We start from the raw sequence: 16,524 nt of genomic DNA, 5'->3' as shown, positions 1-16,524 counted from the left end.
GTGGCTCAACGCCGCCCGAGATTTCGTCCTGCAATTGAAAGGGATCTTCCGAGGCGGCCGCGAATGTTCGCGGCCACTCGGAGGTCTGCTGTTGCCCGAAGGAATTCTCCGATGAATCGTCGCGTTGTCCCGGCTTCTTTGGTTTCTGTAAGTGGCTCGGCCCACCGTATGGTGCTTCTGGCGGGTGTCAGCGCTGTCGCTTTGACATCGGTTGCGCCGCAAACCGTTCATGCCAAAGCCCTCAATGGCGGAAGCGGCGCCAGCGTCTCGGCGCCGAACTTCGCGTCGGATGCTGCAGCCTATGCGGCCCAGCAGGCGGCAGCGGCGGCAAAGCAAACCCAGGATTCGCTGGCACGCGCGGCGCGCGCTGTACAGGACATGCAAGGCGTCCAGGCCGCGGCGCGGGCTGCCGCAGCCGCGCGGCAGACCTCGATGACCGCGCCCGCCGCGGTGCCGAACGGGCTCGGCGCCGGCGGTCTGTTGCCGAACAATCCCGCGACCTGGTCGGGCGCCAATGCCCCGACCCAGGGCAGCGACGGCAAGGGGCAGACCGAGGTCAATATCAGGCAGACCGCGCAGCAGGCGATCCTGAACTGGCAGAGCTTCAATGTCGGCGCCCGCACCACGCTGACGTTCGACCAGCAGGGCAATGCCGGCTGGGTGGCGCTCAACCGCGTCGATGCATCGACCGGCCCGAGCCAGATCCTCGGCAATATCAAGGCCGACGGCCAGGTCTATGTGATCAATCAGAGCGGCATCATCTTCGGCGGCAACAGCCAGATCAATGTCGGCTCATTGATCGCCTCGACCGCCGGCATTACGGACGCCCAGTTCCGCGACAACGGCATCTATTCGACGCGGACCGGTGCGACCTACAATCCGAGCTTCACCGCGGCGGGCGGCAAGGTCGTGGTCGAGGCTGGCGCATCGATCGCCACCCGCGCGCCGTCGTCGGTGACGTCGGGCGGCGGCTTCGTGCTGATGATCGGCTCGCAGGTGGAGAATGCCGGCAGCATCGCCACGCCGAAGGGCCAGACGATTCTGGCGGCGGGCGACAATTTCATCCTGCGCCGTGGCTATGGCACCGATGACAACAAGTTCTCCACCACCAATGGCAGCGAAATCGCGCCGGTGATCCTCAGTGGCAGCGCAGCCGGCCGTGTCGTCAATACCGGCTTCGTGTTGTCGCAACAGGGCGACATCACGTTGGCCGGCCGTACGCTGCGGCAGGAAGGCGTGCTGATCGCGACCTCCTCGGTCAATCAGCGCGGCACCATCCATCTCCTCAACAAGGCCAGCGACGCCGCCGGCAGCGTTACGCTCGCCGGCTCCGGCATCAGTGCGGTGCTGCCCGAGCTGGAGTCCACGGACGCCGCGCTCAATGCGCAGCGCGAGGCGCTTGCGGTCTCGGGGATCAATCCGCTGGCCTCCGCAGAGTTCGACAATCTGTCGCTGCTGGCCGATCGCCGCGACCAGTCGCGGGTCGAGATCGTCACGGGCGGCCTGGTCGATCTGCAGAACGGGTCCTATACCGCGGCCCAGGGCGGCCAGATCGCAGTCAGCGCCGGCCGGCGCGTGTTTGCCGCGAGCGGCGCGACGGTCGACGTCTCCGGCGTGCGCGGCGCGGTGCTGCCGATGTCGGCCAATCAGGTGTTGGTCAACGTCCAGGGCAACGAATTGCGCGACTCGCCGGTCAATCGCGACGGCGGGGCCCTGCTCAACAAAAATGTCTGGATCGACATTCGCGATCTGGTTCTCGTCGGCGCAGGCACCGGCGGCTATGTCGGCGAGCGCTACTATACCAAGGGTGGACTGCTCGAAGTCGGCGGTTATCTCGCCAACACCACCCACACCATCGGCGAATGGGCGGCCCTCGGCGGCACCGTCACGCTGGCAGCGCCCGAGGTGGTCGCGCAGCAGGGCGCGCGCTTCGATATCTCCGGCGGCTCGGTCAGCTATGACGGCGGCTGGATCTATTCGACCAAGCTGATCGGCACCGATGGTCGGCTCTACAGCTTCGACAATGCGCCGGCCGACATGAAGTTCATCGCCGCGGGGGCGGCTTCGTGCGTACGCACAACATCCAGGGCAAGGTTTCCGAACAGCTCACCGAGGTCTGGAGCAGCATCTTCGATCGCAACACGTCGCGACGCTGGGAGGCGGGCTACACCGTCGGCCGTGACGCCGGTCGTCTTAATTTGTCGTCGCCGACACCGGTGTTCGAGGCCGAGATCATTGCCGATGTCGTCAAGGGCGCACGCCAGTCGAGCGCGCGCGCCGCGGGCCTCTCTGACGGCTACAAGCAGGTGCAGAATGCCGCGCCGTTGCAGGGCACGCTTGGATTGGGCCGTTATGACGGTGCAGTCAGCGGCAGCGGCCTGTACGATTCGGACGTCCGCTTCGGCGACGTCGCCTTCATCGCCGCGGGCCTCTCCGCAACCGATGCGTTGCCGTCAGCGCGCACCGGCACCGCCCGGTTCGACGCCGGCTACATCAATGCGCTGCATCTCGGCGGGCTCGACATCGGCACCACCGACACGATCGCGATCGAACGCCCTTTGACCCTGGCCGATGGCGGCAGGATCACTCTCAATGCGGCTGTGGTCGATATCAAGGCCGATGTGACCGCACGTGGCGGTTCGCTCACCGTGGACAATTACTTCAAGGGCGGCGGCGATCGCGGCGCCGCGCAACTGCTGCTGAAGAGCGGGGGCGTCGATCACTTTGCGTGAAGGCGTCACGCTCGATCTGCGCGGCGTCTGGGTGAATGCGCCGTTGAATCCGGCCGATAGCGCCAAGCTGGCCTATTTGAATGGCGGATCGGTGAGCTTGAAATCGAGCCGTGACGTCCTGCTCAAGACCGGCAGCACCATCGACGTCTCATCGGGGGCGCCATCCTCGCCAATGGCAAGACCAAAGGCGGCAAGGGTGGTGATGTCACCCTGATTGCCGAAGATAAGGCCAGCGTCCTCAAGCTCGACGGCAATATCAGAGGTTACGGCGTCAATGGCGGCGGCACGATCAGGGTCGAATCCGGCACCGCTATCGGGATCGGCGGCAAACTTCTTGCCACGGACGGTGTGCTTGGTGCTGGCGAGAAGGCGCCGACCGATCTCGTCCTGCTGCAGGATTATGAGGTTAGCGCGGGCAGCGTGTTACCGGTTGACTACAGTTACGTCAGCAAGATTGCGTTGCCCGGTGAGGCGATCGGGACGACTAACACGCTGATCAGTAACGTGACGCTCGCCGCCGATTGGATACCGCCGCGCCCCCGGGTCGGCAGCATCGGGTATCAAATCGATACCGACCGCGGACAGTACGGGGTTGGGCCAAACGGGGTACTGCCTGTCATTCCGGCCGGGACCGTCATAACCAGGATTAACGACCGCGCGTTCCCATCGTCCTATGTCGTGCCGGGCAATGTATTCCCGAACGGCCTGCCGATCTCGGACAAGACCATTACGATCACGGCGGGTAATCTGTCGCCGGTGAACTTCACAATCGCGTCCGGGACACGCCTTGCAGTCGGGACGAGCTTCAGTTCGGCGGTGGCCGTCGGACCGACCACAACGATCGATCCCTCGCTGATCCAGTCTGGTTTCTCCAGCTATGACATCAATGGCGGTCTCGGCATCGTCGTGGCCAGCGGCGTCAGGCTCGACGTCACGATGCCGGTCTACCGTTTCACGGACACCGCCTTCACCACTGCCACTGGCGCGGATCTTGCGCAGGCGCTGAGCGTGTGGACGCCGCCGCTATGGACGGAAGACGCCGTCAACAGCCGGCTGATCCAGCGTGGCGGCGCCGGCGTGACGCTGCGCTCCACCCTGGGTTACGATGTCGGGCTCGCAGCGAACGGTGCGGTCGATATTCATGCAGGCGCGGCGGTCAGTGTGGATGCCGGCCAGTCAATCAATTTGTTCGGCACCTCGCTCGCGGTCGACGGCACGCTGACCGCTCCGAACGGCACGATTACCTTGAACCAGCCCGGGGGGACCGACTTAGGTCTGCAAAGCAAGGCCGGCCTGATCTGGATCGGCGACCACGCCGTGCTCGATGTCGCGGCGCGGGCGGCTGCGGCCGTCAATACGCGGGGCCAGACCTATGGCGTGGTCGCAAATGGCGGCGCGATCCAAATTGGCGGCACGATGGACTGGGAGGGGAAAGGTGAATCCATCACTCCGAACTCCTTCGTCGTAATCCGGCCTGGCGCCCTGCTCGACGCATCCGGCACAAACGCCGTGCTCGATATCTCCGCACCGGGTTTGCAAAAAAGCAGCGTGCCACTGGCGGTTGCCAGCAATGGCGGCACGATCGTCGTCAAGTCGAGCAACGGGCTCTATCTCGACGGTACGTTGCGGGCGGCGGCGGGCGGCGCGAATGCAGCCGGCGGCACGCTCGCGCTGGCGCTCGAGGCTGCCAACTATCCGATCTTGACGGTATCCGGCGACGTGTTACGGCATCGCGAATTCATCATCGGCAACATTCAGGGCGACAGTTCCATCGCCGATGCTGCGTCGATGGCGGAGGCGAAGGCCGGTCTTGTCACCGGCACCGCACGGCTCGGCGCCGATCGCATCGCACAAGGCGGGTTCGACAATCTTTCGCTGCTGGTCGATGGCGCACTTTCCTTCGACGGTAACGTCACGCTCGCGATGAAGCAGAGCCTGCGTGTTTACGCCGGCACATTCGGGCTCGGTGAGCAGGCGGGCGCGCATTCGATAGTATCGCTGTCGGCGCCTTACGTGCGGCTGGCAGGCGTTACCCGCATCACACGAGACGGACACACCTTGCCCGCTGTGAGATCGGCCGATGGCTTTGGCGTTCCGACGCAACAGGCAAGCGATGCCGTGTTCGCGATCACTGCAGATCTGATCGATCTTCGCGACCGCCTTTCTTTCGGTGTGCGCCAGAATATCGAAACCGTCACGTCGTCCTACACCGTGGATCGTCGCGGCTTCGCGCTGCTCGATTTCACCAGCCGTGGCGATATCCGTGTGCTCGGCAGCACCATGTTGGCCACCCCGGGCGACATCACGCTGACCGCCGCGCAAATCTACCCGGCGAGCGGCGCCGGTGGGTCGATCAGTGCCGGCTATACCAAAGACGGACACTACGGCAGCGGCAGCGTGCTCAACATTCGCCGATATGGCGATACGGTCCCCGACATGCCGTATTCGGCTTTCGGGTCGCTCTCTCTTAGTGCGGAAACCATCAATCAGGGCGGCGTGGTGCGCGCGCCGCTGGGTCAGTTGTATCTTGGCGCGATGCGCCAGGAGGAAGCCGATGCGATCAATCTTCTGCCGGGCAGCATCACTTCGGTGAGCGGCGCCGGGCTGGTGATGCCTTATGGCGGCACCGTCGATGGACTCGTCTACCGTTATGACGGGACCGCGATCGTGCTGGACGGCGCAGGCGCCATGAGCAACTTTGGCCCCATACGCGGTATTCAGCTTGCGACCTCCCATTTGAACGTCGAGGGGGGCGGTTCTCGACCTGTCGGGCGGCGGGGAACTGGCTGGCGCGGGCTTCGTGTCGGGTCGTGGTGGCTCGGTCGATATCCTGACCACGCCATTCGTCAATTCCAATCCAGGCTATAGTTACAGCAGCAAGGGCAATTCGGTCTATGCGATCGTGCCGGGCCGCGTGGACTATGCGCCGGTGGTGCAGGAGACGGGTTACGGTGCGCCGCTCATCGGTCAGCAGATTACCATTCCGGATGGTGTGCCGGGATTGCCCGCCGGCACTTATATGCTGATGCCATCGAGCTATGCGTTGCTGCCCGGCGCCTTTCGCGTCGAATTGGGCAAAAGCGCCACGCCTGTGGCGACTGGTGCGGTTGCAGGGGGCAATGGTTCCTACGTGACGCAAGCCTATCTGGGCGTTGCCAACACGGCGATCCGCTCGTCATTGCCGAACCAGATTATCGTCACCTCGGCCAATACCGTTCGCAAACACTCCTCCTACAACGAGATGGGCTACAACGCCTTCGTGTTGGCGGATGCGGCACGAATCGGCGTGCCGCGTGCGATGATGACGATCGATGCGAAGTCGCTGGATATCCTGCTGGAAAAGCCTCGGTTCGTCGATGGCCGTTCGCAATTGCGCATCGATGGCGATCTGCGGATGAAGCCTGCCGCCGGCGGCAATGGTTTCGGCGGCAACGTCAATGTCCGCGGGCTCGGCGAAATCCTTGGCTCAGGACAAAGCGCCGATCCCGGCATTCAATTCGGCGCATCCGTTTACGCCGATGAACTCAGCAAGCTCAACGCGCCGCGTCTGGTACTCAATGGCACAGTTGCCGTGGGTTACGGCCAGACCGGTCGCTTTGCGACCATTGGTGGCAGCGGCAATCTCATTGTGCGCAGCGGCGCCCGCATTGCGGCAGCGGAAGTGATCCTGGCCGGCGCCGGGATCACGATAGAGGAAGGCGCATCGATCAGCACGGTCGGCCGTGGCCGCGCCAGCTACGATTCAAGCGATGGATTTGTCTTCGTGGCCGAATCTGGCGTTCTGGCGCTGTCCAACGGCTGGATCGACATGCTGCAATCATCGGCGGTCGGCCCAGCAAACATCACGGTCGGCGGCTGCGTCACCGTGGACTGCAATCGCACCACGACGCTGGTTTCCGAAGGAACGATCGCGGTTTCGACGTCCGGCGCGCTCACCATCGCCGACAACGTGTCCTATGGCACGCGCAATCTGTCGCTGGGCCTGTCGGCGATCAATCTGGGCGAGGAGGCAAGTCTGGCAGCAGCGGCGGCCTCCGGCCATCTGCCCCCAGGTCTGGCGCTCAATCAGGGCCTGCTGGCCCGACTTCTCGCAGGCAATACCGCAACTGGCGCGCCGGCGCTCGAAACGCTGGTGCTCAAGGCGCGCGATGCGGTGAACATTTTCGGCAGCGTCGATCTCGATGCGTCGAAGGTGGAGCGGCTCGTGCTTGGGACGCCTGCGATCTACGGCTATGGCGCGGCGGGCGACATTGCGACGATCCGCGCCAATGAGTTCATCTGGACCGGTTCGGCGGCAGCGCCGGGCGCGGCGATGGCCGGCATGCTCGGCGATGGCAAACTCGACATTGCGGCAAACCGCGTCGTGTTCGGCTCTGCTCCGAACTCCCGGCCAAGCAGCACCATCGTCGATAACCGTCTCGCGCTTGGCTTTGCCGATGTCAGCGTCTCCGCCAGCGAGCGGATCACCTCAAACGGCAAGAGCACGCTCGGCGTCTATCTTCAGCAGGGCGCGTACACCCCCGCGACCGGCTATCGGTACACCGGCGGCAATCTAACGGTCACGACGCCGTTGTTCACCGGCGAGTCGGGTTCGGTCAACACGATCACGGCAGGGGGCAATATCCTCGTGGCCGGTGCGGGCGGTGCGGATGCGCCCAAGGTCGATGCGCTCGGCGCGCAGCTCAAGCTGGCGGGGGCCAATATCACGGTCGATACCAATGTCGTGCTGCCTTCGGGCAAGCTGTTTCTTGCGGCGACGGGCGATATCGCGCTTGGTAGTGGCTCACGCATCGATCTGTCGGGGCGCGCGGTGCAGGTGTTCGACGTCACCAAATATAGCTGGGGCGGCGATCTGGTGCTGACCAGCGAGGCGGGCAGCATCAGCCAGGCGGCGGGATCGGTGATCGACCTCAGCGCGCAGTACAATCGCGGCGGCACAGCCGCGATAACGGCGCTTGGCGCCGGTGCCGGTCATGTCAATCTCGCCGGCACGATTCAGGGCGGCGCAACCGGGTGGTACGACGCGGGTGGCACCATTGTGCCCTATGATGCAGCCGAACTCACCGTGCGGGCGCAAACGCTTGCCGACTTCGCCGGATTGAACCAGCGCCTCAACACTGGCGCAGTGTTCGGCGCGCGCAAGTTCCAGATCAAGCAGGGCAGCCTCGCTATCGGCGACGAGGTCAAGGCGCGCAATGTCGAGATCACGCTGGATGGCGGCGATCTGACCGTCAACGGCACCATCGATGCCAGCGGTTATCAGGTCGGCGCGATCCGGCTGGCGGCGATAGGCGACCTCACCATCAACGGCATGCTCGATGCGCATGGCACGGGCATGCGCTTTGACAGCTATGGCAAGATTATCGACGCACCGAACCGCGCCGTCGTCGACTTGACGACGCGGGCGGGAACGTTGACGCTGGCGGGCACTGCGGCGATTGACCTGCGCGCTGGCACTGCCGTCGCGCTTGGCGGCGGACGTGGCCAGAACGACGGCGTAGCGCGCGGTACGCTCAATCTCAACGCGCCGCGCCTTGGCGGCACCGGCGTTCCTGCCGGCACAAGAGGCGTGGATGGCGCCAACGATGTCGCTGTCAATGTGCTGGGCACGCCCGCAATCCATGGCGCGAAGACCATCGCGGTCAATGCGTTCCGCATTTATGACGACGCGCCCTTGGCCGGCGCACCGGATGTGACGGGGCACAAACCGCAGGAGATTACGAAAGCCTATCTCGACGATCTCGATGGCGACAGCAGCGCCTTTATCAATGCGGCGCTTGGCAATACGTCCTTGAGCAACCGGCTTGCCGGCCTCGGCAACTATCGCCTGCGTCCCGGCGTCGAGGTGGTTAGCAAGATCAGCGCCGACAATCCGAATGGCGATATCACGGTGGCGGGCGACCTCGACCTGTCCGGCTATCGTTATGGGCCGCAGTCGAACCGGCTCGACCCCGCGCTGCGCGGCTTCGGCGAACCCGGCGTGCTGACGATCCGTGCAGCCGGCGATCTCAATATCCGCGGTTCGATCAACGACGGCTTCGCGCCGCCGGCGGCTACGCCAGATGATAACGGCTGGGTGCTCAGCGATGGCTTGGTGCCATTCGGCGGCGACCTCGTGGTTCCGATCGCCGTCACGCTCGAAGCAGGTACGGTGTTCGTAGCAGGCGCGACGCTGAATTACGATCTGCAAGCCGCGTTCAACTACACCGTACCTACCGGCACGGTTCTGCCAGTGCGAGCAATATTGGCAGGTTCGCTCAATCTGTCAGCGGGTACAGTTGTCGGTGCGAGCATCTACAACGCCGATGGCAGCGTGGCCTATGCTGCCGGGACCATCCTGCCGAACGCAGTGACGCTTACCGCGGGCATGCAACTCGGTGCGGGCACGGTGCTGCGCAGTGACGCCAATCTTGCGGCATTGGTCTGGCCGAAGGGCGTTCCGCTGCCGGTAAATATGACGTCGACCGGTGCGCTGGTGCTTGCGGCCGGGTCGCTGATTCCGTCGATGACAAATGTCAAGCTCGCTGGCGGCCAGCCAATCGATCTGCGCAGTTCGACGGGCGGCAGGCAAGGACGGAACTGGGCGGTCGCGCCGATGCTGGGTGCTGGCGCAACGTCATGGTCGATAGGTCTTGTTGCAGGCGCCGACCTCGGCTCGGGAGACCGGCGCGCGCTGAACCCTGCTTCCACAGGTGCCATCAGGCTGGCGGACACGCACGCTCTCAAAGGGTTCACGATCGGGAGCGGCAGCACCGCGGTTTGGCTGCCGGACAACTGGTTGGGTGCCGAGCCGGGTACACCCGTATCCCCCTCGGACCTGTGGCTCTGCGACGCTGAACCCGGCCAGTGCATCCTTACGCCGGGCGCACCCATCATCACCGACAGCAAGTTTGTTTCGCCGGCTTTCAGCGTGTTGCGAACCGGCACAGGCGATCTGGAGATGCTCGCCGCCGGCGATATCCGGATGAATTCGCTCTATGGCGTCTACACCGCGGGCACGGCGACGTCGGTCGATCCGGCCTATGACCGCGCGCGCGGCCAACTGGCCGACGGCACGTTGATCGGCGCGCTGCCGCCGACGCCCGGTTATGACATCGATTATGGCAGTAGCCTGGCGACTTATGACGCGTGGTATCCCGACCATGGCGGCAATGTCCTGATTGCCGCTGGCGGCGATCTCGTCGGCGATATCGCGGGCGGGTCCTCGCGGCAGACGCCGTCGAGTTTCATCACCGGCAACTGGCTGTGGCGCCAGGGCACCGGCACAGCTGCTGTCGATGCGGCAATTCCGACCGCATGGTGGATCAATTTCGGTACCTATGCGGCCAACACATCGCGCGATCAACTGCGTGCTCCCGATCTGCTCGGCTTCACCGGCATAGGTGCGCTGGGTGGAGGCAATGTTGCGATCCGCGTCGGCGGCGAGGCCGGAACGATCGCGCTTCGTGGATCGCAGGTTTATGGGCCGTTTCGAAGCCAGGGACTGGTCGTTGCGGTCGGCAGCACCGGCCGTGTCGGCGCCGATGGATCGATGACGCTCACCGGCGGCGGCGACATCGACATGCGGATTGCCGGTGCGCTCAATCCGAACCTGGCGCTCGCCAACAGAACTGAACAACAAGCGCTTCCCGGGGCCTTGGTGAATCTCCGCGGCGCCTTGCATGTGGCGGCGGAGTCGATCGGCGGGATCAAGCTCATCTATAGATCCGGGGGCGGCTTGAATGACGCTTTCGATCCGCGCGGCGTCGATCCGTTCACAGCGACGCGTTCGGACGCGCGATCCGGCATCGCGCTGGTGCCGGGCGATTCGGCGGTCTATCTCGAAACCTCAGGCGATCTCGTGCTGGCGGGCGCCGGCGATCCGGGCCGCTCGTTCTCGCCAAACCGATCTGCCTTCGCCAAGGACGGAACAAATTATGCCGGTGGCGGACAGAGCTGGTTCAGCCTCTGGACCGACCACACCGCGATCAACCTGCTCTCAGCCGGCGGCAATCTCACGCCCACGACCTCGTCGTCGGAAAATTCCTATGGGAGCAGCGACCCTAACGCGTCGGATGGATCGTTCCTTTATCCATCGATCCTGCGTGCGGCGGCGCTGGGCGGCAGCATGTATTACGGGGCCAACGCCTTGTCCTATATGATAGGTCTCTCCGATGCGCCCACCTTCGTCACGCTTGCGCCGTCCACCCATGGTTCGCTGGAGATGCTGGCCCGGGACTCAATCTATGGCGGACAATATTCGTTCAGCATGTCCGGATCGGGCGCGGCCTTGCCGACGCCGTTCAATCCCGCTTTCATCGGAAGAGAACCGGACACCGTGGGAGGCATCAACGTGCCGCCCCTCAGGGTCACCAACACATTGCCCCGTACGGCACCCTTGGCACTGTTTGCCTTCGGTCCAAACACCGCCGCGCTCGACATCGGGCGAGCCCCGGATGCGGATCCGATCCGCTTCTATGCGCGCGAAGGCGATGTGGTTGGTCTGCGCACGGGCGAGACGCTGACATTCGGCATCGGCGTATCCACATGGTACAACGCGGCGGCGCCCGTGATGGTGCGCGCTGGCCGCGATATCGTCGGTGCCGGCCTTGCACCGGGCGTAACAACGGCGAATAGCGTGCTGGGGGTGCCGTCGCGCGGCAATCTGATCGTGCATAGCAACCCGAACGACGTGTCGATCGTCTCGGCCGGGCGTGACATCATCTTCGCTAACTTCGATATCGCCGGCCCCGGCACGCTCGAAGTCTCGGCTGCACGCAATCTGTATCAGGCGGACAAGGGCTCGATCACCAGCATCGGCCCGATCGCGATCGGCGACACGCGTCCCGGCGCCAGCATCCTGATGCAGGCCGGCGTCGGCGAGGCAGGCCCGGACTATGGCAAGCTCGCGTCGCTCTATCTCGATCCGGCGCGGCTGGCGACTTCGGGCGTGCCGCTCGCTGAACAGCCGGGCAAGGTCGCCAAGACCTATGAGAAGGAGCTCGTGGCCTGGCTGAAAGACCGCTACGGTTTCGCCGGCTCCGACGACGACGCGCGTGCCGCCTTTGATCGTCTGGCGCCGGAGCAGCAACACATTTTTCTGCGCAAGGAAGTTTATTTCCCCGAACTCACGGCCGGCGGCCGCGAATATAACGACGCGACCAGTTCGCGTTACGGCAGCTATCTGCGCGGCCGCAACGCCATCGCAGCACTGTTCCCGAATGCATCGGACTATGTTGGCGACATCACGATGTTCGGCGGCTCCGGCGTGCGGACGGTGTCGGGCGGCGACATCCAGACCTTCACGCCGGGCGGCCGCACGGTAATCGGCGTCGATGGCCAGGTGCCGCCGGCCTCGTCGGGCCTGGTGACGCAGGGCGGCGGCAACATCCAGATCTATTCGCAAGGCAGCGTGCTGCTTGGCCTGTCGCGCATCATGACGACCTTTGGCGGCAATATCGTCGCCTGGTCGGCGACCGGCGACATCAATGCCGGCCGTGGCTCCAAGACCACGGTGATCTACACGCCGCCCAAGCGAAAATACGATAATTACGGTCATGTCGACCTATCGCCACAGGTACCGTCCTCCGGCGCCGGCATCGCGACGCTCAGGCCGATCCCGGAAAAGCCCCCGGCAACATCGACCTGATCGCGCCGTTCGGCATCATCGACGCCGGCGAAGCCGGCATCCGCGTCTCCGGCAATATCAACCTGGCGGCGCTGCAGATCGTCAATGCTGCGAATATCCAGGTGCAGGGATCGTCGTCGGGCATCCCAACGGTGCAGGCGCCAAGCATCAGCGCCGCCCTGTCGACGTCGAATGCGACGGCAGCGACCCAACAGACGGCGACACCGACCCAGGGGAGCGGCAACACCCAGCCCTCGGTGATCATCGTCGAAGTGCTAGGCTATGGCGGCGGTGATGGGGAGCAACAGACGCCTAACGTGCGACCCAGTCGCAAGCGGGAAGATACGCAAAATTACGATCCCGCAAATCCAGTGAGAATTCTCGGAAATGGTCCGATGTCGGCGCAGGAGTCGCGCATGTTGACCGACCAGGAGCGCAAGGAACTGGGGCAGGGGGCGGAGGCCGGAAGGATCTAATTGGCACAATCGCCTCTCACCCAAAGCTTGGCGATCCAAATTGTGACGCCCGTCCCCAGTTTTCGTTAGCCTCTCTTTGAAGCGTGGAACTAGCATCGAGACCGGTAATTTTTGCAGTTTAAACAGGTGCAGCTCTGGCCCTGAAACACGCGGGGCGACGGCAATGGTTCGCAGTTTGGTTGTGAGTGGTAGCCAAAATGGCGCGCCCGAAGAGATTCGAACTCCTACCCGTGGGCCAGACGGTCTGTTCGGGGCGCGACGACGGACAATTAGTAAATTCCAACTTTCGCGAAGGTTGTCAAAAAACGTTCGAACCTGTATCACAGAGTCATGACACATGCAGTCGACCGCGGCAGCAGGACTTTGTTTTTATTGAATTAATTTGGCTTTTGGTATCGAGTCCCTCTCTCGCTACCAAATATCTCAGCATATTCAATAATTTGCCAAAATACCTTTCAGGCTGGCAGGCGTGTCGGGCACCGCTATGCTCTAGCTTAACCTGTGGTTGCCGCGACGATTCCGCTCTGTCATTTTCGGCTGCTCAGATCCTCTATGAGCATAACAACACTGAAAAAGACCAACGAGCGCCGAGATCTAGGGCCTGTCGCCATTTAAAGCATTAGCAAATCAGCAAAAGCATGATTCGTGGGTAGGCGCGCATTTTCTCCGTGACAACCTTGCTCAGGGACGGACGGCACTCTGTTGCGTTACTTGCAGCACAGCGTGGACCACATAGCGCAGCGGACCCGGTGTGATCGCATCGAGAGGCCAGCAGGTTGACAGCGCCAGGTGATATCCATCGGCTTGAGCATCGATGCCGGAGCCGTCGAACGGCACCACCGACGTTCCGGTGACGCGATAGCGAAACGTGCGGCCGTCGCGGCGGGTGACGTCGATGTCGTCGCCGACGATGAGGTCACCGAGAAAACGAAAATGCGTATCGCGATGCGCGGCATACACCGCGACACCGGACTCGCCGGCGTTGGGCGTGTTCTCGACATGGCCGGGGCCGAAGGCGAGCGCCTGTCCGCTGCTGCCAGCGAGCACGATGGCGCTGGCGCGCAGCCGCTTCACGTCGATACGCGCCACTGGCCAAGTGTCCGCCCAGGACCACGGCTTGACGTCCTGGCCACGCGCGAGCGTTTCCGTGAACGCCCGCTCCAGCAGGGCCTGCGCGACTAGTGCCTTGGCATGGATGTAAGCCCCTTGGCCAAACAGGATGAGTCCGACGATCCCGAGCGCGAAGGCAATCATGACGCGCGACATGGCGTGATCCTTGAGAAGGTGCGCGCGGTCCGGAGACCGCGCGCACCGCGGAGGCAGGAGGGGATTCTCCGCCTAGCGCGCGACATCAGGTGGGGGATACCTGACGTCGGTTCAGGGCCAGCAGCATCAGGCTGAAGGCGATTAACGCCGCGCCGATGATCATTTTCAGTTCGGCGTCGGTCGCGGTCTTGGGCAGCGTCACGGTGCTCGGCGATGACACCGTTACGGGCTGCAGACGCTTGGCTTCCGCGAACTGCGCCTTGCCGCCGTCGTTCTCGGCGCGGCGTTCGCTTGGGGCCCGGAGCGGCTGCGGTTTCTCACCGAAAGGTTTGGCGTATTCCCAGCCCGCCGGCAGGTTGAGCGGCAATTGCGCCAGTTTCAGCGGCTCGCCGTCGGGACGGCTCGGCGTCTGGTCGACGGCGATCAGACTGGTCAGCCGGGTCACCAGTTGATGCTCCAGTGCGAGCTTCAGGATGACGGCGTCGGCATCGGCGGGCTTGATCTTCTGCAGCGTGCGGGCGACTTCGGCGTCGTCGATCATGCGGCGGGCCCAGAGCTTCGACAGGCCGTTGCCTTCGGCAGCCCCGGCCAGCGGCAACGTGACGGTCCAGGGACGGTCGCCGACGCGGCCCTTGATCTGCACCGAGCCGGCGAGCTTGTTCAGCCTGGCGGCGAGAACCAGCGGCTCGCCGCGATAGAGATCCGGAATGACGGCCGGCGTGATGTCGGCCGTGGCTTCCGAAAACGTCGCGCTGAGCCCGGTGACAACGGGATTTTCGAGCTTGCCGAACAGATCGCGCATCCGCTCCTCGACCTCCGCCACCGACCCGATATGGGTGAAGGTGCCGCGGCCGAGCTCGGCGGCGCGCGTCATCAGGTAGGTGTTGGGTGCCGAGCCGATGCCGACCATGAACACCCGGGAGCGGCCGCGCATCGCGGTGATCGTGTCAAATAGCTGCTGTTCGTTGCCAATCGCGCCATCGGTCAGGAACACCACCTGACGCAGCATGTTCGGCGCGTCGCCGGCTTCATCGGTCAGGGCGGCGCGCATCGCCGGAACCATTTCAGTGCCGCCGGCCGCCTGCAGGCGACCGACGAAGGCGGTGGCGTCGCCGACATGCGCGCTGTCGGCCGGGACCGGGGCGGGAAACAGCACGTCCATGGTGTGGTCGAAGCGGATCACGTTGAAACGGTCGGTCGGCTGCAGGCGGCCGAGCGCGTAGATCAGGCTGGCCTTGGCCTGCGTGATCGAGGTGCCACCCATCGATCCGGAATTGTCGATCACGAAGATCACTTCGCGCGGCATCGGCTTCTGCTCGGCTTGTTCGACCGGCGGCGTGACGAACGCCAGCAGATAGTCGGCATCCGCGACATGCTCGCGAAACAATCCAACCGATGGCATCTTTCCGGCGGCGGGCGTCCACGTCAGTTCGAAATCGCGGTCGGCGGGCACCGGACCATCGGCCAACGTGATCAGACGGGGGCACCGTCAGGGCTTTCGATATTGACGCGATGATACCGGCTCTTCACCTCGCCGAGCGGAAAGCCGGCCTGCAGATGCACGGTGATGGTGGTCGGATTGACCGGCGCATTTTGCGCGGGATCCAGCACCGGCGCCGTGATGCTGTTGCGATCGGGCACCGGATCGCTGCTGCTGCTGCCCCAGCCGCCGCCGTCGGCGCGCAGGTCGATGCTTTGCACGATCGGTGCAGGATTGTAGCGCGGACCGACGACCAGCGGGATGCGCAGTGAGAATTCGGAACCGGACTGATGCACCGGCTCCTGGTATTCGATCTGCACCAGCACGGTTTCACCGGGGCCGATATTGGCGACGGCATTGGTGAACATGTTGGGGCGTTGCTGCTCGGTGAGCGCTGCTTTCCGTCCGGCCTGTTTGGCCTGTTCGTAGACGATGCGGGCCTGCTGGCGTTCCTTGATGTCGCCGATGATGACGCGGTCGCCGATCACCATCTTGAGCGTATCGACGGCGCCGCCCTGCGGCAGCGGATACAGATAGGTCGCTTCCACCCAATCCCTGGTCGGATTGCGAAATGTCTGGGTGATGCGGGACCGGATGGTCGGACCCGAAACTGTGACGTCGACATCAAGACCGAGCCGGGCCGCCTCGACGGTGCCTTCGTCCGTCTTGATCAGCAGCGAACCGGAACGGGCGTCGTCAGAACTGCGCCATCGGCGTGGCAGGCGTCTCGGCCGACCATGCCGGTGCGTGATCGAACAGCAGCAGGCCGATGCCGAGCAGCACGGCGCTCGCGGTCGCCAGCACGGTCAGCAGAATGCGCTCGACGAAATCCGGGAGGCCGGTAACGCCCGGCTCCGCGGGTTCGGCATCATGGTGGAGATCGAGGGTGGTCATGGCGTGCGCTCCCGAAGGCATTTCCGATGCCCAATCTGTGCGGGAGTCGTCGTTGTCGGACGAGCGTGA

Annotated in this window: 6 protein-coding genes and 2 pseudogenes; 6 read left to right on the top strand and 2 right to left on the bottom strand. The window is 64.1% G+C overall.

Translation table 11 applies throughout. From position 1 onward, the window contains the following. The first annotated feature begins 168 nt into the window (after window positions 1-168). The 6 genes and pseudogenes from ONR75_RS07320 to ONR75_RS07290 all read left to right on the top strand — a co-directional run bounded on the left by ONR75_RS07320 (window position 169) and on the right by ONR75_RS07290 (window position 12,815). Complete coding sequence (locus ONR75_RS07320) at window positions 169-2,562, top strand: filamentous hemagglutinin N-terminal domain-containing protein (RefSeq protein WP_265082019.1); 2,394 nt, start codon at window positions 169-171, stop codon at window positions 2,560-2,562. Beyond that, window positions 2,559-2,732 (top strand): hypothetical protein, encoded by a 174-nt coding sequence (locus ONR75_RS07315; RefSeq protein WP_265082018.1) that lies wholly within the window; start codon window positions 2,559-2,561, stop codon window positions 2,730-2,732. Before ONR75_RS07320 ends, ONR75_RS07315 begins: the two co-directional genes overlap by 4 nt. Further along, window positions 2,725-2,946, top strand: a complete 222-nt coding sequence (locus tag ONR75_RS07310; RefSeq protein ID WP_265082017.1) for a hypothetical protein — start codon at window positions 2,725-2,727, stop codon at window positions 2,944-2,946. The genes ONR75_RS07315 and ONR75_RS07310 overlap by 8 nt, the downstream gene beginning before the upstream one ends. Before the next feature lie 134 nt (window positions 2,947-3,080). Next, window positions 3,081-5,600 (top strand): hypothetical protein, encoded by a 2,520-nt coding sequence (locus ONR75_RS07305; protein ID WP_265082016.1) that lies wholly within the window; start codon window positions 3,081-3,083, stop codon window positions 5,598-5,600. Window positions 5,601-5,751: 151 nt separating this feature from the next. Beyond that, window positions 5,752-12,431 (top strand): annotated as a pseudogene (locus tag ONR75_RS07300) (filamentous haemagglutinin family protein); the annotation flags it as partial. A gap of 30 nt (window positions 12,432-12,461) precedes the next feature. After that, window positions 12,462-12,815, top strand: a complete 354-nt coding sequence (locus ONR75_RS07290; protein ID WP_265082014.1) for a hypothetical protein — start codon at window positions 12,462-12,464, stop codon at window positions 12,813-12,815. 681 nt (window positions 12,816-13,496) lie between these two features. Here ONR75_RS07290 and ONR75_RS07285 read toward each other — a convergent pair. Beyond that, a complete protein-coding gene (locus ONR75_RS07285) occupies window positions 13,497-14,081 on the bottom strand; it encodes a class GN sortase (RefSeq protein WP_265082013.1) in 585 nt (194 codons plus the stop codon). A gap of 85 nt (window positions 14,082-14,166) precedes the next feature. Next, window positions 14,167-16,455, bottom strand: a pseudogene (locus tag ONR75_RS07280) (marine proteobacterial sortase target protein). Window positions 16,456-16,524 lie beyond the last annotated feature (69 nt).

The sequence above is a fragment of the Rhodopseudomonas sp. P2A-2r genome (assembly GCF_026015985.1).
Classification (GTDB): Bacteria; Pseudomonadota; Alphaproteobacteria; order Rhizobiales; family Xanthobacteraceae; genus Tardiphaga.
This window is presented reverse-complemented; position numbering and strand designations above follow the sequence as displayed.